The sequence below is a fragment of the Streptococcus plurextorum DSM 22810 genome (assembly GCF_000423745.1).
GTDB classification, from domain to species: Bacteria; Bacillota; Bacilli; order Lactobacillales; family Streptococcaceae; genus Streptococcus; species Streptococcus plurextorum.
In genome coordinates, this window is the sequence record NZ_AUIO01000009.1 from 47465 (window position 1) to 69791 (window position 22327).

Here is a 22327-nt window from a genome sequence, read left to right on the forward strand (position 1 = left end):
ACAACTTAATATACTATATGTAAAGATAAAATATCGACGATTTATCTTCCAAGAAGCAAAAAAAGCTAGAAAATGATTCTAGCTTTTTAAAATCTTATTTAGCGATTTTTGCGAAGTACTCAAGTGTACGAACAAGTTGAGAAGTGTAAGACATTTCGTTGTCGTACCATGAAACAACTTTAACCAATTGTTTACCATCAACTGTTTGAACGTTAGTTTGAGTTGCGTCAAACAATGAACCGTAAGAGATACCTACGATATCTGAAGAAACAACTTGATCTTCAGTGTAACCGTAAGATTCGTTAGCAGCAGCTTTCATTGCAGCGTTAACAGCTTCAACAGTAACTTCTTTTTCAAGAACAGCTACCAATTCAGTTACAGATCCTGTTGGAACTGGAACACGTTGTGCAGCACCGTCAAGTTTACCGTTCAATTCTGGGATAACAAGACCGATAGCTTTAGCCGCACCAGTTGAGTTAGGAACGATGTTAGCTGCAGCCGCACGAGCACGACGAAGGTCTCCACCACGGTGTGGTCCGTCAAGAACCATTTGGTCACCAGTGTAACCGTGGATTGTTGTCATCAAACCTTGTTTGATACCGAAGTTGTCATGAAGAGCTTTAGCCATTGGAGCCAAGCAGTTTGTAGTACATGAAGCACCTGAGATAACTGTTTCAGTACCATCAAGGATGTCGTGGTTAGTGTTGAAAACAACAGTTTTAACGTCGTTTCCACCAGGAGCAGTGATCACAACTTTTTTCGCACCGTTAGCGTGGATGTGTTGCTCTGCAGCAGCTTTAGAAGCAAAGAAACCAGTAGCTTCAAGAACGATTTCTACACCGTCAGTAGCCCAGTCGATGTTTCCTGGCTCACGCTCAGCAGAAACTTTAACGAATTTACCGTTAACTTCAAAACCACCATCTTTAACTTCAACAGTACCGTCGAAACGACCTTGAGTTGTGTCATATTTCAACAAGTGCGCAAGCATTTTAGGATCTGTAAGGTCGTTGATACGAGTAACTTCAACACCTTCTACGTTTTGGATACGACGGAATGCAAGACGACCGATACGACCGAAACCGTTAATACCAACTTTAACTGTCATTTGTGATTTCCTCCTTATGAAAATCAAATAAGTATTTTAGTAAGGGCAAGCCCTTCGAATATTGTGAAATGTTTAACTTGACAAGATACAAGAAACTTTCAACGTAACTATTATATAACTTATAAGGTGAAAATGCAAATCTGTAAACCGCTTTCTACAATATTTTTGTTATGATTTTCACAACAGTTCTAGATTATTGAAATCAAAAAGACATCTGCATAGCAGATGTCTCTGGAGACTTACTCTCCTTTGTTTTTCTTGATGATTTCTTCCTGAACTGACTTAGGAACATCTTCATAGTGGTCAAATACCATCATGAAAGTACCGCGTCCTTGAGTTGCAGAACGAAGAACAGTTGCATAACCAAACATTTCAGCAAGTGGCACATAAGCACGAACCACTTGAGTGTTACCGCGTGCTTCCATACCATCAACGCGACCACGACGTGCAGTCACGTGACCCATAACGTCACCAAGGTTATCTTCTGGTGCAGTGATAGTTACAAGCATCATAGGCTCAAGGATAGCTGGTTGTGCTGATTTAGCTGCTTCTTTAAGAGCAAGAGATGCTGCAATCTTGAAGGCAGTCTCAGATGAGTCGACATCATGGTATGAACCATCGTAAAGCTTCGCTTTAACGTCAACCATTGGGTAACCTGCAAGAACACCGTTAGCCATAGATTCAATCAAACCTTTTTCAACCGCTGGGATGAATTCACGTGGAACCACACCACCGACGATAGCGTTCTCGAACTCGAAACCTTTACCTTCTTCGTTTGGTGTGAATTCGATCCAAACGTCACCGAATTGACCTTTACCACCAGACTGGCGTTTGAAGAAACCACGAGCTTGTGTAGAAGCGCGGAAGGTTTCACGGTAAGATACTTGAGGAGCACCTACGTTTGCTTCAACCTTGAATTCACGACGCATACGGTCAACAAGGACATCCAAGTGCAACTCACCCATACCAGAGATAACTGTTTCACCAGTTTCAACGTTTGTTTCAACGCGGAATGTTGGATCTTCTTCAGCCAATTTAGAAAGGGCGATACCCATCTTGTCTTGGTCAGCTTTAGACTTAGGCTCAACCATCAATTGGATAACCGGTTCTGGAACGTGGATTGACTCAAGGATGATTTTTGCTTTTTCATCTGTCAATGAGTCACCAGTTGTCGTATCTTTCAAACCAACAGCTGCTGCGATATCTCCTGCGTAAACCGTTTGGATTTCTTCACGAGAGTTAGCGTGCATCTGAAGGATACGTCCGATACGCTCACGTTTACCTTTAGACGTGTTCAATACATATGAACCGCTGTTAAGAACACCTGAGTAAACACGGAAGAAAGTCAAACGACCTACGAATGGGTCAGTCATGATCTTGAAGGCAAGAGCTGCAAATGGCTCTTCATCAGAAGCATGACGCTCTTCTTCAGCATCTGTATCTGGGTTAACCCCTTTAATCGCTGGAATATCAAGTGGGCTTGGAAGGTAGTCAATAACCGCATCAAGCATCAATTGAACACCTTTATTCTTGAAAGCAGAACCACACAATACTGGGAAGAATTCAACGTTGATTGTCGCCTTACGGATACCAGCTTTCAATTCTTCGTTAGTGATTTCTTCACCTTCAAGGTATTTCATCATCAATTCTTCATCAGTTTCAGCAACTGCTTCAACCAATTTCTCACGGTATTCTTGAGCTTGCTCAGCATATTCAGCTGGAATGTCTTCTTCAAGAATGTCTGTACCAAGGTCGTTGGTATAGATTTCAGCCTTCATCTTGATCAAGTCAATGATTCCACGGAAGTCATCTTCTGAACCGATTGGCAATTGGATTGGGTGTGCGTTTGCTTGAAGACGGTCATGAAGTGTGCTTACTGAGTAAAGGAAGTCAGCACCGATTTTATCCATTTTGTTGGCAAATACGATACGAGGAACTCCGTACTCAGTTGCTTGACGCCATACTGTTTCAGTTTGTGGCTCAACACCTGATTGTGAGTCAAGAACGGTAACTGCACCGTCAAGAACGCGGAGTGAGCGTTGAACTTCGATAGTGAAGTCCACGTGTCCTGGTGTATCGATAATGTTTACACGGTGACCATCCCATTGCGCTGTTGTCGCAGCTGATGTGATAGTGATACCACGCTCTTGCTCCTGCTCCATCCAGTCCATTTGTGACGCACCCTCGTGAGTTTCACCGATTTTATGAATTTTACCAGTGTAGTAAAGGATACGCTCAGTTGTTGTTGTTTTACCAGCATCAACGTGAGCCATGATACCGATATTACGAGTTTTTGCAAGTGAAAATTCGCGTGCCATTGTTTTCTCCTATAAAAAATTTTTTACGTTTTATTATAACATATTTTAAGAAAAACGGATAGGCAGAGGCCCACCCGTTTTCTATAGATATATGTTTTAAATTGAAATAATTTCTCGCTTTGCTCGAAATTATTACCAGCGGAAGTGTGCAAATGCACGGTTTGCTTCTGCCATTTTGTGTGTGTCTTCACGTTTTTTAACTGAAGCACCTGTATTGTTAGCTGCATCCATGATTTCTTTTGCAAGACGGTCAACCATAGTGTGTTCACCACGAGCACGTGAAGCATTTACCAACCAACGAAGACCTAAAGTTGTACGACGCTCTGGACGAACTTCAACTGGAACTTGGTAGTTAGAACCACCGACACGGCGTGCACGAACTTCAAGAACAGGCATGATGTTCTCCATCGCTGTTTCAAATACTTCGTTTGCATCATTACCAGTAGCTTCTTTAATTGCATCAAAAGCACCATAAACGATTGACGCAGCAGTACCGCGTTTACCGTCAAGCATAACACGGTTGATAAGACGTGTTACAAGCTTAGAATTATATAATGGATCTGGCAAAACTTCACGTTTTGGAGCACGATTTTTACGACTCATATTAACTTATCCCCCTTCTATTATCCTTTAGGACGTTTCGCACCGTATTTAGAACGGCCTTGTTTACGATCAGCAACACCTGCGGTATCAAGCGCACCACGAACGATATGGTAACGTACCCCTGGAAGGTCTTTTACACGTCCACCACGAATAAGAACAACACTGTGCTCTTGCAAGTTGTGTCCGATACCTGGAATGTATGCTGTTACTTCGATCAAGTTGCTCAAGCGAACACGGGCAAATTTACGAAGGGCTGAGTTAGGTTTTTTAGGTGTCATTGTTCCAACACGTGTTGCAACACCACGTTTTTGTGGTGAAGAAACATTTGTTTGAACTTTACGGTGACTGTTATAACCAACGTTAAGCGCTGGTGATTTAGATTTTTCAACTTTTGATTGACGTGGTTTACGTACCAATTGGTTGATAGTAGGCATCTACAATTTCTCCTGTGTTTTTTTAATTTTGGTTGGATGAGCGACTGGTGACATCCTCTATCCTGTGTGCACTTTTGCAACATTTGTCAGCACGTCTCTGTACACTTTTGAGAGACCAAAAGTAAAAAGTACCGTCTAATATAATACCATAGACGATACTCCTAGTCAACTCTTTTTTCTTGTTAAAGCAAGGAATTTTATTCCTAAATGTTAGCAGTTGCGCCTTTCAAGCATTTGGCTCACTCACCGAACCAAAGCGCAATTTCTTTTTTGGCAGATTCTGTCGAGTCGGACCCATGGACAACATTGAAAATACCACCAGAATCACCCGGAGCCTGCCCATAATCACCTCTAATAGTTCCTGGTAGAGCATCTTTTGGGTTGGTAGCCCCCATCATTGTCCTCCAAGAGGAAATCACACGATTTCCAGAAATAACTCCTGCTAAAAGCGGTCCAGAGGTCATGTAAGACTCAATTTCTGGAAAGAAAGCCTTGTCCACCAAAGCAGAATAGTGCTCTCTTAAAAGTTCTGGAGTTGCTCTGCGTAGCTCTAGACGCTCTATGATAAAACCTCGACGTTCAATCCGATGGAGAACATCTCCAATAAGACCTCGACTCACGCCATCTGGTTTAATGATAAAAAAGGTTTTTTCCATATGAATCCGCCTCCATATTTTTCTTTTATTATAACAAATAGCAGACACATTAACAATAGTAGCCGTAGATTACTGTTCTACTTCTTGTTTGATTGGAAAGGCCAGACTCGGTTTTGCATTCAGGTCTAAGGTTGCAAAATTAGCATGGTCATATTCAACCGCTGCAGCGTAAGCAATCATGCCGGCATTGTCTCCGCAAAGCCTCAAAGGCGGAATCACCACCTTGGTATCTATGATTTCTTCAGATAACCGTTTCCTTAATCCTTGATTAGCCGCAACGCCACCGGCAACAACAAGCATTTTCACAGGGTATTGCTCCAAGGCTTTTGTCGTCTTGGCCAACAATATGTCCATAACTGCCGCTTGAAAGGAGGCGCATAAATCTTCTACCCTCAAATGCTCTCCTTTTTGTGATGCATTGTGATGAAGGTTGATAAAAGCTGATTTAAGCCCTGAAAAAGAGAAATCTAGATTATTTTCCTTAATCATCGCACGAGGAAAGTGATAACAATCCTGTCCCTTATGGGCAAGTTCATCAATCTCACGACCAGCCGGATAGGCCAACCCCATCACTCTTCCTACCTTATCATAAGCCTCCCCAACAGCATCATCTCGAGTTTCTCCAACAATATGATACTGACCAGGTTCAGCGACGTAAACTAACTCGGTATGCCCACCTGATACCAAAAGCGCCAAAAGCGGATATTCCAACTCTTCAACTTCCCTTGCAGCCATCAGATGTCCTGCCATGTGATTAACAGGAATTAAAGGCAAACCGTGCGCCCAAGCAAAAGCTTTAGCAGCAGCCATCCCGACAAGAAGAGCGCCAACTAAACCTGGACCATAAGTGACTGCTACAGCAGTTAAATCGTTTCCTTGTATACCTGCCTCCTCAAGAGCTTCTTCGATGCAAGCAGTAATAACTTCAACATGATGACGACTGGCCACTTCAGGCACCACACCACCAAAACGTTTATGACTTTCAACTTGACTGGCAATGATATTCGTCAAAAGTTCTTTTTCATTCTTCAATATCGCTACACTGGTTTCGTCACACGACGACTCGATAGCTAAAATGTACCTATCTTTCATACCCTACCCTCTGCATCAAAATGGCATCCTCCACTGGTTGTCGGTAATAATCTCTTCTCCTGCCAACAACTTCAAATCCATGACTTTCGTACAAGGCTTGTGCCACAGCATTACTCGCTCTCACTTCTAAAAAAATAGTTTCTAAACGTTCCTCTAGATTTGTCATCAACCGCTTAGCCACACCTCGACCTTGATGAGACTTTCGAACTGCAATATTGGTAATTTCCAGCTCACCCACTAAATTTTGAATCGCCAAAAAGCCCACTAATTGCCCATTTTGGTAATCAAAAAAATAGTCTGTATTCCCCTGAGCTAGATCGGTCTCTATCTGTTCAAATGTCCAGGGGGATTCCCCGTAGACATCCGTCAAAAGGTCAAACACTTCTTGTACCTTATCTCTTTGCATTGCTAAACTCGCTTAATGTAACTCTCGTCAACTTCCTGATGACTTTTTAGCCAAATCTCTTCAGCCTCTACCTTTTTGAGATACTGGGGAACAAAATGATGCACAGAAACAGGTGGTAAATCCTGTCCTAGCCTTCCAATAAACTTTGCCGAAGGTAGCGTCATTTTTATCTTTGCTTGCGGTAAAACTTGTTTAATCTGTTCAGAAAAGTGAGCCACTTCGCCAACAAAAGTTATGTTTTCCTGATCTTTTAGAAAATCCAAAACTTCTGAAAAGTCCGCATGCCGCTCTGGCTTAATAGCTCTGCCATTTTCATAAAACCCAACATAAACCGTATTACGACGAGCATCAATCAAGGGAACCACCAGTCCCTTCTGCTGAGGGCACAGCGCTAAAAGACTCGATACACCTACTAAATCAATGCCTAAAGTATAAGCAAGGGTTTTAGCTGTCGCCACCGCCACACGAAGCCCTGTATAAGACCCTGGTCCTTCTGCTACGACTATACGCTCCAAGTCAGCCGGCTGCCACCCTACCTGGTCTGTCAAAAAATCAATGACCGGCATGAGGCTGATACTGTGATTTTTTTTTACCGCTAAGGTCTGTTCAGCAAGTAGTTCTTCACCATCTAAAAGCGCCACCGACAAGGCTTGATTTGAGGTATCAAAGGCTAGTACTTTCATCGTTTTTCCTTCACTAGATATTTTCTCTCCATTATAACATAAATCATGGTCACGAACATTATCGAAGATTTCCAAACCTTTTTTTTACTCTGGCGTGACTTTATGATATAATTGAAATAATTGTAAATTCGGGTGAAAAATTGAATAAGACTTGTCAAAGGAATATGGTCTTTGACGCATTTTCGTGTGCTAACCCGCCATAAAAAGAAAGGAATCATATGATTTATAAAGTATTTTATCAAGAAAACAAAGAACGCAGCCCTCGACGTGAAACCACTAAAGTGCTCTATGTTGAAGTAGAGGCTTCTGACGAACGCGAAGGCCGAATCAAGACTCGTAAGCTAGTCGAAAGCAAAAAAGAATATAACATCGAGTTCATCACACTGTTAGATGAGAAGTCACTCGCTTATGAAAAAGAGACTGGCGTTTTTAAATTAGCGGAGTTGTAATATGGCAACAAATATCAATCTTAAACCACACGAGGTTGGGGTTTATGCGATTGGTGGTCTGGGCGAAATCGGTAAAAACACCTACGGTATCGAGTATCAAGACGAGATCATTATCGTCGATGCAGGAATTAAATTCCCAGAAGATGATTTACTCGGTATCGACTATGTTATCCCAGATTATTCCTACATCGTTGAAAATCTCGATCGCGTCAAAGCGCTTGTTATCACTCACGGACACGAGGACCACATCGGAGGCATTCCTTTTCTACTCAAGCAGGCAAATGTCCCAATTTATGCTGGACCTCTTGCCTTAGCACTCATTAAAGGGAAACTCGAGGAACACGGACTCCTTCGTGATGCTACACTTTACGAAATCAACCACAATACTGAGTTGACCTTTAAAAACCTTAAGGTGACCTTTTTCCGTACCACCCACTCTATCCCAGAGCCATTAGGAATCGTCATCCACACCCCACAAGGTAGGGTCGTGTGTACTGGAGACTTCAAGTTCGACTGGACACCTGTCGGAGAACCTGCGGATATTCACCGCATGGCAGCTCTTGGTGAATCGGGCGTTCTCTGCCTCCTCTCTGATTCTACCAACGCTGAAGTCCCTACTTTTACCAACTCCGAAAAAGTTGTTGGTCAATCAATCATGAAGATTATCGAAGATATTGATGGACGTATTATTTTCGCCTCATTTGCTTCAAATATCTTCCGTTTGCAACAAGCAGCTGAAGCAGCTGTCAAAACTGGTCGAAAAATCGTTGTCTTTGGCCGTTCAATGGAAAAAGCCATTGTTAATGGAGTTGAACTCGGCTACATCAAGGTACCTAAAGGCACCATCATTGATCCTAGCGAGATGAAAAATTACCATGCCAGCGAAATTCTTGTCATGTGTACAGGATCACAGGGAGAATCAATGGCTGCGCTTGCTCGTATTGCTAACGGTATGCACCGTCAAGTGACTTTACAGCCTGGTGATACCGTCATCTTCTCGTCTAGCCCAATTCCAGGAAACACTACCAGTGTCAACAAACTGATCAATACTATTCAAGAAGCTGGCGTTGATGTTATCCATGGTAAAATCAACAACATTCATACTTCTGGACACGGTGGTCAACAGGAACAAAAACTGATGCTTCGCCTCATGAAACCAAAATATTTCATGCCTGTACACGGCGAATACCGTATGCAAAAAGTCCACGCAGGACTTGCAGAAGATACCGGTGTTCCTAAAGAAAACATCTTCATTATGGAGAATGGTGACGTGCTTGCCTTGACTGCTGATTCCGCTCGTATCTCAGGAAAATTCAACGCTCAAGATATTTACGTGGATGGCAATCGTATCGGTGAAATCGGTGCTGCGGTCCTCCGAGATCGCAAAGAACTGTCTGATGACGGTGTTGTTCTTGCCGTTGCGACCGTTGACTTCAAATCGAAGATGATTTTAGCAGGACCTGATATTCTCAGTCGCGGGTTCATCTACATGCGCGAATCTGGCGATTTAATCCGAGAAAGTCAACGCGTTCTGTTTAACGCTATTCGTATCGCACTGAAAAACAAAGATGCTAACATTCAAACCGTAAGCGGTGCTGCAGTCAACGCTCTTCGTCCTTTCCTCTATGAAAAGACCGAACGAGAGCCTATTATCATTCCAATGATTCTAACACCAGATGACTAAAAAAACTCGAACGACATGTTCGAGTTTTTTTGTTCACTTGATACTGTTATATTTACTCAGTTTCTTCAGCTTCAGAAGCTACTTCAGAAACCATCTCTTCAGAAGTTACTACTTCAGTGGTTTCAGTCTCGCTTGTAGACGTTTCACTAACTGTTGTCGTCTTTTCCTGCACCGTTTGGACGGTTTCTTTTACTTTCGCAGCCGTCTGATTATAAGCTGATACAAAATCAGCTTTATCTAGTTTTGTTCCCAAAACAAAATTGCTGACAATAACTGCCACCGAAGAAAGGAGGCTAAGCCAGATACCGATGCCAAGAGACGCAGAGACACCAAAGTTAGAGAAGTATTCACCACCAAACTGATTAAGAACGTTTTGAAAATTGAGCACATTAATCAGAACAAATAGGCCACTAATTGCACCTAAAATAATGGTCGCTACGCGAAGATTCTTGGTAAACGACTCTGCGGTATTGCCTACAAAAACCAAGCCCGCAATTACCCCGAAGAACACAAGCGTAAATTTACCATCACCATGTAAACCATTGACAGATTGTTCCATCCCCCAAGCACCTACAGTCGCCCAAGGCAGAAATGCTGATAGCACACCAACTATTGCTGAAATTAAAATCGCTAAACGTTGTTTATCCATTTTTCATCCTCCTTTTGCTTTTATCATAACGCAATTAGCTATTACTGTCAATCAATCTTAATAAAAACTTAGGAAAGACAGCACTTCTAGATAAAGAAAGCTTTACACTTCAAAGAGACTGTGATCTGCTTTTCTGTTTTCCATCTCATCAAAAAATGGTCCGCTGGACCATTTTTTTAATATAAATCTAAGTAGTTATCAATTTCCCATTGAGACACAAAGGTTGCGTAACTTGCCCACTCAATCTTCTTAGCCTCAACAAAATTAGTGTAAATATGCTCTCCTAAGGCGGATTTAATCACGTCATCTTCTTGCAGTGCTTTCAGCGCATTATGCAATGTGGATGGTAAATCAATAATGCCTGCCTCACGACGCTCCTCAGCTGTCATGGCATAAATGTTTGTTTCAACTGGCTCTGGAGCATCAATTTTATTTTCAATGCCGTCTAGACCAGCCTCAAGAAGAACGGCTAAAGCAAGGTAAGGGTTTGCCATCGGATCAACCGAACGCAATTCCAAACGCGTTCCCATTCCACGAGAAGCAGGCACACGAATGAGGGGCGAGCGATTACGTCCAGCCCATGCAATGTAAACGGGAGCTTCAAACCCTGGTACCAATCGTTTATAAGAGTTAACCGTTGGGTTGATAATAGCCGTATAGTTATAGGCGTGCTTCATCAAACCACCCAAGAAATAGTAGGCTGTTTCTGACAACTGCATGCCACAGGGGTCGTTAACATCGTAAAAAGCATTGTTGCCATCTTGATCAAATAATGACATGTTACAATGCATACCACTTCCAGCAATACCGTACTTAGGTTTAGCCATAAAGGTGGCATATAAACCGTGTTTTCGAGCGATTGTTTTAACAACTAATTTAAAAATTTGAATATTATCGCAAGCTTTTAGAACGTCTGCGTATTTGAAGTCAATCTCATGCTGACCTACGGCAACTTCGTGATGGCTAGCTTCTACTTCAAAGCCCATTTGCGTTAGGACATTAACAATCTCGCGGCGAGTATTATCAGCCAAGTCAGTTGGAGCAAGGTCGAAATACCCTCCCTTATCATTAACTTCAAGAGTTGGGTTGCCTTGTTCGTCTAACTTGAAAAGGAAAAACTCTGGCTCTGGCCCTAAATTGAAAGATTTATAACCAACCTTTTCCATATGTTTTAGAGCGCGTTTTAAATTCCCACGAGGATCGCCCGCAAAAGGCTCTCCTTCAGCCGTGTAGATATCACAAATTAGACCTGCCACAGCTCCGTTTTCATCCCCCCAAGGGAAAACAGTCCAAGTATCAAAATCCGGATAGAGGTACATATCAGATTCATTGATACGTACAAACCCTTCAATCGAAGAACCATCAAACATTACCTTATTTGATAATACTTTCTCTAGCTGTTCTTCTGTTGCAGGAATTTCAACGTTTTTCATCACTCCTAAAATGTCTGAAAACATCAATCTTAGAAAAGTTACATTTTTCTCTTTAACTTCGCGACGAATATCCGCTGCTGTAATTGTCATGTGATTTTCTCCATTTAAATCTATAAACCAATGCATCAAAGACGCATGCCGCCAATATGTGTGCTAGGAGAACCGAACCGCGCTTGGTTACGAAGCTCATCTTGTAAAAGCCGTCGAATCTCAGCGTCAGATAGAGCCTTTTTCTGCTCTGTTTTCCGCTGACGCGCAGCATATTCTTGCTTGATAGCTGCCATATTCAGACCTGCAGATAAAAAATCTTTAATTTCTAACAAACGATCCATATCGTTCAACGAATACATGCGGCGATTGCCCTCGCTACGATCCGGTAAAATCAAACCTTGATCTTCATAGTAGCGAATTTGGCGCGCTGTCAAATCCGTTAATTTCATAACAGCTCCGATAGGAAAGATAGATAGATTACGTCTTAATTCTTTTTCTTTCACAAGATACTCCTATACAAATATCATTATAAATCTAATAGTTTTCAATGTCAAGTATTCATGTCACATTTTGTGACATAGTCATTTTTTCTCTTTGACCAGTTTCGCCTTTATTCTATCCACATCAGCATTGACCAATATGGCTATAAAGACACCAATAAAGGTTTCAAATACCCTAACTAAGGCATATTGAATGGAGCTACCTATGGGATTTGACAAGGTAATGATGAGCAAGGCTGAAACACTGCCGATAATACCATTTTTATTATCCATAGAAACATTTGTCATAATTGTTAACATGGTGACGATAGGAATGAAAATCAACGCTATCAGGTAATGGCTAGGGAATATCCAATCAATAATGAAATAAATAATAGCATAGAGGCCTCCTATGGTATTGCCCAAGATTCTAGAGCTTCCAAAATCTAGACTTTTACCGAAATCCTCACGCAAACTAAAAACAGCTGTCAGGGCCGCAATATTGGTCCCTTCCCATCCAAATAACTGAAATAGTAAAATCACGAGAAACACAGCAATACCAGTCTTTAAGGTCCGCATCCCTAGTTTGAATTTTTTAGGGTCAAATCGATACTTTTTCCACATATGCTTATTGTAACACGAAGTTTGCATTTTGGGGCATTCAAAATCAAATAACTTTGACAAAGATGACTCTCTCTTACCTCTAAGCTAACTAGTCTTATAACAGGTATTCAAAGATTGTTTCGACCTGCTTATTTTCTTTTATTTTGATGACTTTTACAGCAATCATTTGAGCTGATAAGGGCCTTAACCTTTCTAGACAATAAGCATAAGCCCTTGCAAACTTTTCTTCTGGGACACGATTAGCCAGGGTCAGATGAGGAATCCAATTGTCAGGGTGATAAAGTGAAGCACTTGACACCGCCTCAGCCAAAACCTGATGTATCGCCAAATGAAATTGCGATAATTCAAGTGTTTTAATGGGATTCAAAGTCAGTATTCGAGCTCCCAAAAAAGAAGATAATTGGTTGAAATGAAGGGACAATCGCGAGTAACTAGATAAACACAACCTCAACTTTTCTACCCAAACGTTGATATCCTCCGTTTCAAAGGAGGCTAGAGTCACATGAGGCTCTCTATTTTCCACCTCATCAGCATAGTGGGACAGATTTTCAGCTCTTAGCCCCTTCCAAATCTCGTTAATCTGATCAACTAACTCCTGCTCAAAGATACCTATCACAGCATACATTTCTCTTTCTCCCTTGTATTGTTATTAAATCTCACCACACCAATCATCTCCGCAAACTGGTCAATGATACGACAAAAGAGTTGCTTTCACAACCCTTTTCATCGTCATATATTACTTTTCAGTCAATGCTGCAAGTCCTGGAAGAACCTTACCTTCAAGGAGTTCCATTGATGCACCACCACCTGTTGAGATCCATGAGAATTTATCTGCACGACCAAGGTTAATAGCAGCCGCTGCTGAGTCACCACCACCGATGATTGATTTCACGCCTGGTTGTTTCACGATAGCGTCCATTACACCGATTGTACCAGCTTGGAAGTCTGGATTTTCAAATACACCCATAGGACCGTTCCAAACAACTGTTTTGGCACCAGTCAATTCTGCATCGAATTTAGCGATTGACTTAGGACCGATGTCAAGACCAAGGAAGCCTTCTGACACTGCTTCGCCTTCTGTATCGCGAACTTCAGTGTAACCTGCAAACGCGTTTGCTTCTTTTGAGTCAACTGGCAAGATCAATTTGCCGTTTGATTTTTCAAGCAATTCTTTTGCAACATCAAGCTTGTCTTCTTCTACAAGAGAGTTACCGATTTCGATACCTTGAGCCTTGTAGAACGTGTAAGTCATACCACCACCGATAAGAACTTTATCCGCTTTTTCAAGAAGGTTTTCGATAACACCAATTTTGTCAGATACTTTTGAACCACCAAGGATAGCGATAAATGGACGCTCTGGTGTTTCAACAGCTTCTTGGATGTAAGCAATTTCGTTTTCCAAAAGGAAACCAGCTACTGCTTTTTCTACGTTTGCTGAGATACCAACGTTTGATGCGTGGGCACGGTGTGCAGTACCAAATGCGTCGTTAACGAAGATTCCGTCACCAAGTGAAGCCCAGTATTGACCAAGCTCAGCATCGTTTTTAGATTCTTTCTTACCGTCAACATCTTCGAAACGAGTGTTTTCAACAAGAAGAACTTGTCCGTCTTCCAAAGCGTTGATAGCAGCTTCCAATTCAGCACCACGAGTTGCACCAGCAACGAAAGCAACCTCTTGACCCAATTTAGCTGCCAAGTCAGCTGCCACTGGAGCCAATGATTTACCTTCTTTGTCAGCTTCTTCTTTTACACGACCAAGGTGTGAGAAGAGGATTGCACGTCCACCTTGCTCAAGGATATACTTGATGGTTGGAAGAGCCGCAGTGATACGGTTGTCGTTTGTGATAACGCCGTCTTTCAAAGGTACGTTAAAGTCCACGCGGACAAGAACTTTTTTACCCTTCAATTCAACGTCTTTAACAGTCAATTTTGCCATGAGATAAAAACTCCTTAAAATTTAATACTTGTTTATTATATCACAATTTTTTTGACTTACCAATCATTTTATACCAGTTATAGAAGCTCTTGAGAACCTCATCCTATCTGCTCTGCTATTTTCCAATAGCCAAAAATGACTGACAAATGGGGACTTTTTTGATAGAATGGTAGGGCTAAAACTCAGGACTGTTTTTCCTGAAGTAAAGGAGATTTTTAATGACAGATGTACCAATCAAGTATCGCTTGATTAAAAAAGAAAAGCACACAGGAGCTCGTTTGGGGGAGATTATCACCCCTCACGGAACCTTTCCGACACCTATGTTTATGCCTGTAGGGACACAGGCAACAGTCAAGACCATGTCGCCTGAAGAGTTGAAGGAAATGGGCTCAGGCATTATCCTGTCCAACACCTATCACCTCTGGCTCCGTCCGGGTGATGAATTGATTGCCCAAGCAGGTGGCTTGCATAAGTTTATGAACTGGGACCAGCCTATCCTGACCGATTCGGGTGGTTTTCAGGTTTATTCCTTGGCGGATAGCCGTAATATCTCAGAAGAAGGAGTGACCTTCAAGAACCACCTCAACGGCAGCAAGATGTTCCTGTCACCTGAGAAGGCTATTTCCATTCAAAACAATCTTGGCTCAGACATCATGATGAGCTTTGATGAGTGTCCTCAGTTCTATCAGCCCTATGACTATGTGAAAAAATCCATTGAAAGAACGAGCCGTTGGGCAGAGCGTGGTCTCAAGGCACACCGACGTCCGCATGACCAGGGATTATTTGGAATCGTGCAAGGGGCTGGATTTGAAGACCTCCGTCGTCAGTCTGCTCAGGACCTGGTCAGCATGGATTTCCCTGGCTACTCTATCGGTGGTCTGGCAGTCGGAGAAACTCATGATGAAATGAATGCTGTGCTAGACTTCACAACACCTCTTCTTCCTGAGAATAAACCGCGTTATCTGATGGGTGTCGGAGCTCCAGATAGCTTGATTGATGGGGTAATCCGTGGCGTTGATATGTTTGACTGTGTCTTGCCGACCCGCATCGCTAGAAATGGCACCTGCATGACCAGCCAAGGTCGCTTGGTAGTGAAAAATGCCCAGTTTGCTGAGGATTTTACCCCTCTAGACCATGACTGTGATTGCTACACTTGTAAGAATTACAGCCGTGCCTACATTCGCCACTTGCTCAAGGCAGATGAAACCTTTGGAATCCGCCTGACTAGCTACCACAATCTCTACTTCCTTGTCAATCTCATGAAGAAAGTCCGTCAGGCTATCATGGACGATAACCTGCTGGAATTCCGTCAGGACTTTATGGAACGGTATGGTTATGGGAAGAATGGACGAAATTTCTAGAATAGGCAAAAATCGAGTGTTCGCTCGATTTTTTGATGCCTTACTACCACCAAAAACGGCTATTCCTAAGAATAACCTAAAAGATAGCCAAAATTCATTAAACCGCGCAGAAATAGCTGTTTGCAATAACTGTTAGAACAAAGCACCTTGTTTTTTTAATGTGTTTTCCGTACTGACTGTATCTGGAAATATTGACAAGCTTTCGTCTGCTTATTATACTATCTTTAGAGGAGATTGAGATGTTGATTAAAGGACTTGAGCTTGATTCAGCTGGCCGTTGCCTACATTACCACACTGATTTAGATATTGTGGCTTTACAGTGCCAGATTTGTCAAGCCTTCTATGCTTGCTATCTTTGCCACGACGCCTTAGAAGAACATCCTTTTGAACCTCATGATATTGATAATACGAAACCTATTTTTTGCGGTAACTGTAAGACCTATTTGAGCTTTGAAGACTACCACCAGGGCTCTTGCCCTTCTTGTCAGCACCGCTTTAACCCAAATTGTAAAAAACATTATTCTATTTACTTCAAAGGAGTTAAAAATGAACCTTAAAGCAAAAGATTTAGTTGCTATCGCGATGATGGCTGCCTTCATCATCGCTCTAGGCAGTATTCCTGCTATCCCTCTAACTTTTCTACCTGCACCAATCATTCTGCAAAACATCGGAATTATGCTAGCAGGCGTTGTCCTAGGCGCTAGAAAAGGTACCATCGCTGTTCTTTTATTCTTACTTCTAGGGATTTTTATCCCAGCTTTTGGTGGGGGAAATAATACGATTCCTGTCCTTATGGGGGTTACTGCTGGTTATGTTATTTCTTGGATTTTTGTTCCAGCATTGATTGGTTGGGGGCTTTCTAAAGTACCTACCAAAAACTTCCCTCTTTCGTTTGCTGTTATCTGGCTCTTCGGCGTTCTCTTTATCGATACAGTTGGCGCAATTTGGATGGCACAGTTCTTAAATAAACCTCTTGTTCCAATTTTAATCTCAAGTCTCATTTACATCCCTGGCGACACGCTTAAAGCCTTGGTAGCAACCATTATATCTGTTCGCTACCAACACCTTTTCCGACAATTCAAAAACTAAATCATGATTAAACTCCCCTCGTCGTTCAAGGGGAGCTTTTTTGATTTTAGACTTTAATCGCCAATGCTTGGTAAGGTTTGAGAATGATTTTCTTACCGAGTTTCCTGTCAGGATAGTTGCTGATGAGGACTTGGCCGTGGGCGTAATCGTCTGCCAGGTCTAGTTCAACCTCTTCTGCAAAGAAATTGTTGAGAACTAGCAATTTTTCGCCGTTAAGCAAGCGTTCAAAGGCATAAACTTTCTGGCTATCCTTGTAGGCGGCCTTGTAGTCCCCTTCTGAGATCAGTGGGAGTTCTTTCCGCAATCGGATCAGTTCTTGATAGAAGGTAAAGATTGGGCCTGTTTTTTCTTGCTCAACGTTAATTGTTTGGTAGGATTTGCCAGCTTTCAGCCAAGGAGTTCCTGTTGTGAAGCCTGCATTGTCAGAAGCGTCCCATTGCATCGGAGTGCGGGAATTGTCACGGGACTTGGCCTGGATAATCTTGAAGGCTTGATCAGGCGTGTGTCCTTGGTCCAAGAGCATCTGATAGGCATTGATAGATTCCACGTCCACGTAGTCGTCCATGCTGTCGTAATCGGGGTCAATCATGCCGATTTCCTCGCCCATGTAGATGTAAGGTGTGCCGCGTGACAGGTGGATAGAGGCAGCCAGCATGGTTGCTCCTTCGCTGCGGAAATTCTCCACATCGACAAAGCGGTTGAGGGCACGAGGTTGGTCATGGTTGTTGTAGAAAAGAGCATTCCAGCCATTTCCGACGGACATTTCTTCACCCCAAGTGTGGAAGAGGCGTTTGAGTTCCTCAAAGTCAAAGTCCATAATGGTCCATTTTTGCCCATCCTTGTAATCCACTTTCAAGTGGTGGAAGTTGAAGGCCATGGACAATTCTTCCCGCTCAGGAGCTGTGTAGAGAATGCAGTTTTCAATGGTGGTAGCAGACATTTCCCCAACGGTCATGAAGCCTTTTTCTGCTCCAAAAGTGGCGTTGTTCATCATCTTGAGGTAGTTGTGGGTGATCGGGCGGTCGGTGTAAGCAGGCTTACCGTCATTGATTGGGCAGTCTTTGAGGACTTCGTCCTTACCAATCAGGTTAATGACATCGAAGCGGAAGCCTTTGACACCCTTGTCTTTCCAGAAGTTGACCACCTTGAACAGTTCGTCACGAACATGAGGGTTTCGCCAGTTGAGGTCGGCTTGGGTCACGTCAAAGAGATGGAGATAGTATTTTCCAGTCTCTCCAAAGGGAGCCCAGGCATTGCCGCCAAACTTAGACACCCAGTCAGTTGGCTGGTCACGTAGGATAAAGAAATCTTGGTAGTATTTGTCGCCTGCTAGGGCTTTTTGGAACCATTCGTGGTCGGTTGAGCAGTGATTGAGAACCATATCCAGCATGAATTCAATGCCCAGCTCTTTACCGACAGTAACCATTTCTTCAAAGTCAGCCATGGTGCCAAAATCAGGATTGACAGCTGTGTAATCAGAAATGTCATAGCCGTTGTCCCGCTGTGGACTTGGGTAGAAGGGGTTGAGCCAGATCATGTCAATTCCTAGCTCCTTCAGATAAGGGAGTTTTTCGATAATCCCACGCAGATCACCGACACCATTTCCAGTTGTGTCCTTGTAAGATTTGGGGTAGATTTGATAGACAACTTTTCGCTTGTCAATGGTCATGATTGTCTCACTTTCTAATGGTTGATAAAAAACAAGCATAGGAGGGGCAGGAAACCCGCACCTCCTAGTTGTTGTACTCAATGAAAATCGAAATCAGGCTAGGCGACGCAGACGCAGATAGAACTTAAGTTCATCAAGTCAAGTCAACAACGCCTGAGTTTGATTTTCGAAGAGTATTAGATCTTGCTTGCAGTAAGGAGGCCTTGTCCGCGTTCTACTGAGCGTGGTAATTCTCCGATGACATCTGGTTGGAAGTCGTTTTGGTTGGTGATGATAACAGGAGTTTCTGTTACAAGACCAGCTTCTTTGATGACATTGATATCAAAGCTAATCAACTTATCACCAGCTTTAACCTTAGCACCTTGTTCAACGTGGGCTGTAAAGCCATTTCCTTCAAGGTTAACGGTATCCATACCGATGTGGATAAGGATTTCTGCACCTTGGTCAGAAACAAGACCAACAGCGTGTTTTGTAGGGAAGAGAACAGATACAACACCGTCAACTGGTGATACCAATTCACCTTCGGTTGGCTCAATGAGGACACCTTGTCCCATAACGCCTGCCGAGAAGACGGGGTCAGTTGCTTCAGAAAGAGGTTTTGCTTGGCCAGTTAAGGGGCTGATCAATTCAACAACAGTTCCAACTTCAGTTGCCGCTTCTTCAGCAGCTGCGATAGCTTCGACTTGAGGAGCCTTTACAGTCTCATCTTCCGTCTTGATCAAGATACCAGCCTTGCGGAAGAAGATTGTCAACGCAAATGGTACGACGATTGCAACAGCCATTGCAAGAGTAAATGGCAACCAGTATTGTGCTTTAATCGCCAAGATACCTGGAAGTCCACCAACACCGATGGCATTTGCTGTGATGTTGAGTGTCGTTGATAGAAGACCAGCAATACCTGAACCGATCAAACCCGCAACGAATGGGTAAACGTATTTGACGTTGACACCGAAGAGGGCAGGCTCAGTTACACCAAGGTAGGCAGAGATAGCAGCTGGGAGTGAGATTTGCGCTTCGCGTTCGCTCTTACGGTTCATCCAGTAGTAAGCCAATACAGCAGAGCCTTGGGCGATATTAGAGAGGGCAATCATTGGCCATAGACCAGTTCCGTCAGCATCGGCAATCAATTGTGTATCGATGGCGTTGGTCATGTGGTGCAGACCAGTGATAACGAATGGGGCATAGAGTGATCCAAAGACAGCACCGAACAACCATTTTACAGGTCCAGTCAAACCGGCTAAAACAATAGTTGAAATCCATTGACCGATTGTCCAACCAATAGGTCCTAAGATTGTGTGTGCCAAGATGATAGCAGGAATTAAGGAAAGGAATGGCACTAGAATCATTGAAACTACTTCTGGAATGCGTTTGCGCCAGAAGATTTCAAGATAGGATAGAGATAAACCAGCTAAGAGGGCAGGGATAACCTGTGCTTGGTAACCAATACGGTTTACAGTGAAGAAACCAAAGTCCCAAACCCAGTTTTTAGCAATTTCTTCTGCCGCAGTACCAGGAACAGCATAAGCATTAAGGAGCTGTGGTGACACCAAACAGATACCAAGTACAATACCTAAAATTTGGGACGTTCCCATTTTACGTGTCACAGACCAAACAATTCCAACTGGTAGATAGTGGAAAATTGCTTCACCAGGTAACCACAAGAAATGGTTAACCCCATTCCAAAATGGAGAGACTTGAACAATGGTATTCCAAACAGGATTGCCATCTGTGTCAAAAACTAATTTGCCATCAGACATAGCCTGTCCAAGCCACGGCATTCCTACTTGCTCCAAGACATTACGGAAGCCAAGGATCAATCCTCCTACGATGATAGCAGGAATGATTGGCGTGAAGATTTCAGCTAGCATCGTCATCACTCGCTGGATAGCATTTTGATTTGATTTGGCCGCTGATTTGGCCGCTTCTTTCGATACGCCTTCAATACCAGATACAGCTGTGAAATCATTATAGAAGATTGGCACTTCATTGCCAATAATCACTTGGAACTGACCAGCATTGGTGAACGTGCCCTTAACAGGATCAAGATTCTCAATAGCCTTAGCGTCTGCCTTACTTTGATCATTTAGGACAAATCGCATGCGCGTCGCACAGTGCGTTACGGCCATAACATTGTCTTTACCGCCAACTAACTCCAAGAGCTCTTTGGCATCTTTTTCAAATTTCCCCATTATTATCTCCTTGGGATTTATTTTTTACACTGTCATTGTAACCGATGTCAAAGTTGTCTGCAACTTGTTCGGTCTAAAAAATGATTTTTTGATCATTTTTTGAGAACTTGTATGGTAAAATAAAGACATCTTCCCCCATAAACCCTGGAAAGGCTAAAAAATGAAAAAATACCAAGAAATTTTCAAACAACTAGAAGCCGATATTTTAGCTGGACACTACCCTGCCGAACATTTTCTCCCATCAGAAATCGAACTGTGTCAGCAATTTTCTGCTAGCCGTGATACCATTCGGAAAGCTTTGGCTCTCCTGAGCAAAGAAGGTTATATTGAAAAAAGTCAGGGACGTGGTTCTCAAATCAAAAAAAGAGGGCAGATTAACTTCCCCGTCTCAGAGTTATCTAGTTATCAAGAATTGGTTAACTTACATGATATGGCTTCTAAAACAAATGTTATCAGCATTGACAACCTTCTCGTCGATAAAGAATTAAGTCAAAAGACTGGTTTCCCTATCCATTCTCAAACCTTTCGAGTTACCCGTCAACGTGTTGTCGATAATATCGCCTCTGTTTTAGATATAGATTATTTGCTCAAGCCCCTGACACCTTTTCTATCTCGAGAAATTGCAGAGCAGTCCATTTATCGGTACTTGGAAAAAGAAGTCGGGCTCCAAATCGCCTATGCCCAAAAAGAGATTACCATTGACTCTGCTAGCGAACAAGACAAAATCCTCCTTGATTTAGGAAGCGATAAGCACGTTGTCTGTGTCAGGTCCAAGGTCTATTTAGCAGATAATCGCCAGTTCCAGTTTACAGAAAGCAGGCATAAACTCAGTAAATTTAAGTTCATCGACTTTGCACGACGAAAATTATAAAAGCGCCAAAAGGCGCTCAGATTGAGGACAACGTCCATTTTGGACGATTTTATTCACTCTTTTACTTTATGGTTTTATGGTGAAACCAAAAACTCCCAGAAACATTGAAATATCAGCGGTGCTAAGCGTTTTATATCTTGCAGTTTTATCAAAAACGGTTCAATTTTTTATGTTTTTAGGAGTTTGTCTACGTTCTGAAGGGCTTTAAAGCCCTATCTTACTCTGTTATTTTGCCCAATAAATCAACAGCAAAAATATCACATTGATCAGCATACGAATTGTATGGTGCTTAAGATTAGGACGTTGACGCATGTGAGAAGCATTACTAAGCGCGATAGCTGATAAGCCAAAAAGCCCTCCTGCTATCCCATAAATACCTGTTCCTTTTGCTAAACCAATATAAATATAAGTAAAGACGATGACAACAGCTACCATAAAAAGCGTCATCAGCAAATTTCGACCGGTGATTATTTTGGCAACAAAATGCCCCATGATAGCCGAAAAGCTAACCATAAAGAGATAAATTCCCAATAATATTAAAACAAAAATCAACATCATCATATCTCCTCTTAGACTTCTTTCTTCTAGTATAGCACAAAAGACCCA

23 protein-coding genes are annotated in these 22327 nt (G+C 42.5%); 6 read left to right on the forward strand and 17 right to left on the reverse strand.

The window, feature by feature from the left end:
- Window positions 1-94: 94 nt before the first annotated feature.
- The 8 genes from gap to tsaB all read right to left on the reverse strand — a co-directional run bounded on the left by gap (window position 95) and on the right by tsaB (window position 7297).
- Window positions 95-1105, reverse strand: coding sequence for a type I glyceraldehyde-3-phosphate dehydrogenase (gene gap, locus G575_RS0107395; RefSeq protein ID WP_027972175.1), 1011 nt, complete (start codon window positions 1103-1105; stop codon window positions 95-97).
- A 239-nt stretch (window positions 1106-1344) separates the two neighbouring features.
- Window positions 1345-3423 (reverse strand): elongation factor G, encoded by a 2079-nt coding sequence (gene fusA, locus G575_RS0107400; protein WP_027972176.1) that lies wholly within the window; start codon window positions 3421-3423, stop codon window positions 1345-1347.
- A gap of 132 nt (window positions 3424-3555) precedes the next feature.
- The gene (rpsG, locus tag G575_RS0107405; protein ID WP_027972177.1) at window positions 3556-4026 is read right to left on the reverse strand and encodes a 30S ribosomal protein S7; all 471 of its coding nucleotides are present in this window, start codon (window positions 4024-4026) and stop codon (window positions 3556-3558) included.
- Window positions 4027-4046: 20 nt separating this feature from the next.
- The gene (gene rpsL, locus G575_RS0107410) at window positions 4047-4460 is read right to left on the reverse strand and encodes a 30S ribosomal protein S12 (protein ID WP_027972178.1); all 414 of its coding nucleotides are present in this window, start codon (window positions 4458-4460) and stop codon (window positions 4047-4049) included.
- Window positions 4461-4699: 239 nt separating this feature from the next.
- Entirely contained in the window at window positions 4700-5116 is a 417-nt protein-coding gene (gene ndk, locus G575_RS0107415; RefSeq protein WP_027972179.1) for a nucleoside-diphosphate kinase, read from the reverse strand.
- 69 nt (window positions 5117-5185) lie between these two features.
- Entirely contained in the window at window positions 5186-6208 is a 1023-nt protein-coding gene (tsaD, locus tag G575_RS0107420) for a tRNA (adenosine(37)-N6)-threonylcarbamoyltransferase complex transferase subunit TsaD (protein WP_027972180.1), read from the reverse strand.
- The gene (gene rimI, locus G575_RS0107425) at window positions 6198-6614 is read right to left on the reverse strand and encodes a ribosomal protein S18-alanine N-acetyltransferase (RefSeq protein WP_027972181.1); all 417 of its coding nucleotides are present in this window, start codon (window positions 6612-6614) and stop codon (window positions 6198-6200) included. Before rimI ends, tsaD begins: the two co-directional genes overlap by 11 nt.
- Window positions 6615-6616: 2 nt before the next feature.
- On the reverse strand, window positions 6617-7297 hold the full coding sequence (gene tsaB, locus G575_RS0107430; RefSeq protein ID WP_027972182.1) for a tRNA (adenosine(37)-N6)-threonylcarbamoyltransferase complex dimerization subunit type 1 TsaB: 681 nt from the start codon (window positions 7295-7297) through the stop codon (window positions 6617-6619).
- A 218-nt stretch (window positions 7298-7515) separates the two neighbouring features.
- Between tsaB and G575_RS0107435 the strand changes: the two genes are divergently transcribed.
- Both G575_RS0107435 and rnjA read left to right on the forward strand, forming a co-directional pair.
- A complete protein-coding gene (locus tag G575_RS0107435; protein ID WP_027972183.1) occupies window positions 7516-7746 on the forward strand; it encodes an RNA polymerase epsilon subunit in 231 nt (76 codons plus the stop codon).
- Window position 7747: 1 nt separating this feature from the next.
- Complete coding sequence (rnjA, locus tag G575_RS0107440; RefSeq protein WP_027972184.1) at window positions 7748-9430, forward strand: ribonuclease J1; 1683 nt, start codon at window positions 7748-7750, stop codon at window positions 9428-9430.
- 52 nt (window positions 9431-9482) lie between these two features.
- Here the strand turns inward: rnjA and G575_RS0107445 are convergent, their stop codons facing one another.
- From G575_RS0107445 to G575_RS0107470, 6 genes are all read right to left on the reverse strand, one after another.
- Window positions 9483-10079, reverse strand: coding sequence for a hypothetical protein (locus G575_RS0107445; protein ID WP_027972185.1), 597 nt, complete (start codon window positions 10077-10079; stop codon window positions 9483-9485).
- A 176-nt stretch (window positions 10080-10255) separates the two neighbouring features.
- Window positions 10256-11602, reverse strand: coding sequence for a type I glutamate--ammonia ligase (gene glnA, locus G575_RS0107450; protein ID WP_027972186.1), 1347 nt, complete (start codon window positions 11600-11602; stop codon window positions 10256-10258).
- A gap of 35 nt (window positions 11603-11637) precedes the next feature.
- Entirely contained in the window at window positions 11638-12006 is a 369-nt protein-coding gene (locus G575_RS0107455; protein WP_027972187.1) for a MerR family transcriptional regulator, read from the reverse strand.
- A gap of 78 nt (window positions 12007-12084) precedes the next feature.
- Window positions 12085-12606 carry an FUSC family protein gene (locus tag G575_RS0107460; protein ID WP_027972188.1) on the reverse strand — a complete coding sequence of 174 codons (522 nt, stop codon included), beginning with the start codon at window positions 12604-12606 and terminating at the stop codon, window positions 12085-12087.
- A 94-nt stretch (window positions 12607-12700) separates the two neighbouring features.
- Window positions 12701-13231 carry a 2'-5' RNA ligase family protein gene (locus G575_RS11670; RefSeq protein WP_051176993.1) on the reverse strand — a complete coding sequence of 177 codons (531 nt, stop codon included), beginning with the start codon at window positions 13229-13231 and terminating at the stop codon, window positions 12701-12703.
- 111 nt (window positions 13232-13342) lie between these two features.
- Window positions 13343-14542 carry a phosphoglycerate kinase gene (locus tag G575_RS0107470; protein ID WP_027972189.1) on the reverse strand — a complete coding sequence of 400 codons (1200 nt, stop codon included), beginning with the start codon at window positions 14540-14542 and terminating at the stop codon, window positions 13343-13345.
- A gap of 218 nt (window positions 14543-14760) precedes the next feature.
- Here G575_RS0107470 and tgt point away from each other — a divergent pair, with 218 nt between their 5' ends.
- From tgt to G575_RS0107485, 3 genes are all read left to right on the forward strand, one after another.
- On the forward strand, window positions 14761-15903 hold the full coding sequence (gene tgt / locus G575_RS0107475) for a tRNA guanosine(34) transglycosylase Tgt (protein WP_027972190.1): 1143 nt from the start codon (window positions 14761-14763) through the stop codon (window positions 15901-15903).
- A gap of 239 nt (window positions 15904-16142) precedes the next feature.
- Window positions 16143-16460, forward strand: a complete 318-nt coding sequence (locus G575_RS0107480) for a CHY zinc finger protein (RefSeq protein WP_027972191.1) — start codon at window positions 16143-16145, stop codon at window positions 16458-16460.
- The gene (locus G575_RS0107485) at window positions 16450-16992 is read left to right on the forward strand and encodes a biotin transporter BioY (RefSeq protein WP_027972192.1); all 543 of its coding nucleotides are present in this window, start codon (window positions 16450-16452) and stop codon (window positions 16990-16992) included. The genes G575_RS0107480 and G575_RS0107485 overlap by 11 nt, the downstream gene beginning before the upstream one ends.
- A 46-nt stretch (window positions 16993-17038) precedes the next feature.
- Here G575_RS0107485 and treC read toward each other — a convergent pair whose 3' ends face one another.
- Together treC and treP are read right to left on the reverse strand one after the other, a co-directional pair.
- Window positions 17039-18661 carry an alpha,alpha-phosphotrehalase gene (gene treC, locus G575_RS0107490; protein WP_027972193.1) on the reverse strand — a complete coding sequence of 541 codons (1623 nt, stop codon included), beginning with the start codon at window positions 18659-18661 and terminating at the stop codon, window positions 17039-17041.
- Between the two features lie 176 nt (window positions 18662-18837).
- Complete coding sequence (treP, locus tag G575_RS0107495; protein WP_027972194.1) at window positions 18838-20850, reverse strand: PTS system trehalose-specific EIIBC component; 2013 nt, start codon at window positions 20848-20850, stop codon at window positions 18838-18840.
- Between the two features lie 160 nt (window positions 20851-21010).
- On the opposite strand from treP, the gene treR reads away from it, so the two are divergent.
- The gene (gene treR / locus G575_RS0107500; RefSeq protein WP_027972195.1) at window positions 21011-21721 is read left to right on the forward strand and encodes a trehalose operon repressor; all 711 of its coding nucleotides are present in this window, start codon (window positions 21011-21013) and stop codon (window positions 21719-21721) included.
- 225 nt (window positions 21722-21946) lie between these two features.
- Here the strand turns inward: treR and G575_RS0107505 are convergent, their stop codons facing one another.
- Window positions 21947-22279 carry a hypothetical protein gene (locus G575_RS0107505; protein WP_245562394.1) on the reverse strand — a complete coding sequence of 111 codons (333 nt, stop codon included), beginning with the start codon at window positions 22277-22279 and terminating at the stop codon, window positions 21947-21949.
- Window positions 22280-22327: the final 48 nt, after the last annotated feature.

What these genes read in the sequence shown, in the direction of transcription:
- tsaD (WP_027972180.1), bottom strand. Translation starts at nt 6,208, where the DNA reads ATGAAAGATAGGTACATTTTAGCTATCGAGTCGTCGTGTGACGAAACC.
- treR (WP_027972195.1), top strand. Translation starts at nt 21,011, where the DNA reads ATGAAAAAATACCAAGAAATTTTCAAACAACTAGAAGCCGATATTTTA.
- rimI (WP_027972181.1), bottom strand. Translation starts at nt 6,614, where the DNA reads ATGCAAAGAGATAAGGTACAAGAAGTGTTTGACCTTTTGACGGATGTC.
- treC (WP_027972193.1), bottom strand. Translation starts at nt 18,661, where the DNA reads ATGACCATTGACAAGCGAAAAGTTGTCTATCAAATCTACCCCAAATCT.
- treP (WP_027972194.1), bottom strand. Translation starts at nt 20,850, where the DNA reads ATGGGGAAATTTGAAAAAGATGCCAAAGAGCTCTTGGAGTTAGTTGGC.
- gap (WP_027972175.1), bottom strand. Translation starts at nt 1,105, where the DNA reads ATGACAGTTAAAGTTGGTATTAACGGTTTCGGTCGTATCGGTCGTCTT.
- G575_RS0107445 (WP_027972185.1), bottom strand. Translation starts at nt 10,079, where the DNA reads ATGGATAAACAACGTTTAGCGATTTTAATTTCAGCAATAGTTGGTGTG.
- rpsG (WP_027972177.1), bottom strand. Translation starts at nt 4,026, where the DNA reads ATGAGTCGTAAAAATCGTGCTCCAAAACGTGAAGTTTTGCCAGATCCA.
- G575_RS0107435 (WP_027972183.1), top strand. Translation starts at nt 7,516, where the DNA reads ATGATTTATAAAGTATTTTATCAAGAAAACAAAGAACGCAGCCCTCGA.
- G575_RS0107460 (WP_027972188.1), bottom strand. Translation starts at nt 12,606, where the DNA reads ATGTGGAAAAAGTATCGATTTGACCCTAAAAAATTCAAACTAGGGATG.
- glnA (WP_027972186.1), bottom strand. Translation starts at nt 11,602, where the DNA reads ATGACAATTACAGCAGCGGATATTCGTCGCGAAGTTAAAGAGAAAAAT.
- tsaB (WP_027972182.1), bottom strand. Translation starts at nt 7,297, where the DNA reads ATGAAAGTACTAGCCTTTGATACCTCAAATCAAGCCTTGTCGGTGGCG.
- G575_RS0107470 (WP_027972189.1), bottom strand. Translation starts at nt 14,542, where the DNA reads ATGGCAAAATTGACTGTTAAAGACGTTGAATTGAAGGGTAAAAAAGTT.
- G575_RS0107480 (WP_027972191.1), top strand. Translation starts at nt 16,143, where the DNA reads ATGTTGATTAAAGGACTTGAGCTTGATTCAGCTGGCCGTTGCCTACAT.
- G575_RS11670 (WP_051176993.1), bottom strand. Translation starts at nt 13,231, where the DNA reads ATGTATGCTGTGATAGGTATCTTTGAGCAGGAGTTAGTTGATCAGATT.
- ndk (WP_027972179.1), bottom strand. Translation starts at nt 5,116, where the DNA reads ATGGAAAAAACCTTTTTTATCATTAAACCAGATGGCGTGAGTCGAGGT.
- rnjA (WP_027972184.1), top strand. Translation starts at nt 7,748, where the DNA reads ATGGCAACAAATATCAATCTTAAACCACACGAGGTTGGGGTTTATGCG.
- G575_RS0107485 (WP_027972192.1), top strand. Translation starts at nt 16,450, where the DNA reads ATGAACCTTAAAGCAAAAGATTTAGTTGCTATCGCGATGATGGCTGCC.
- tgt (WP_027972190.1), top strand. Translation starts at nt 14,761, where the DNA reads ATGACAGATGTACCAATCAAGTATCGCTTGATTAAAAAAGAAAAGCAC.
- rpsL (WP_027972178.1), bottom strand. Translation starts at nt 4,460, where the DNA reads ATGCCTACTATCAACCAATTGGTACGTAAACCACGTCAATCAAAAGTT.
- G575_RS0107505 (WP_245562394.1), bottom strand. Translation starts at nt 22,279, where the DNA reads ATGATGTTGATTTTTGTTTTAATATTATTGGGAATTTATCTCTTTATG.
- fusA (WP_027972176.1), bottom strand. Translation starts at nt 3,423, where the DNA reads ATGGCACGCGAATTTTCACTTGCAAAAACTCGTAATATCGGTATCATG.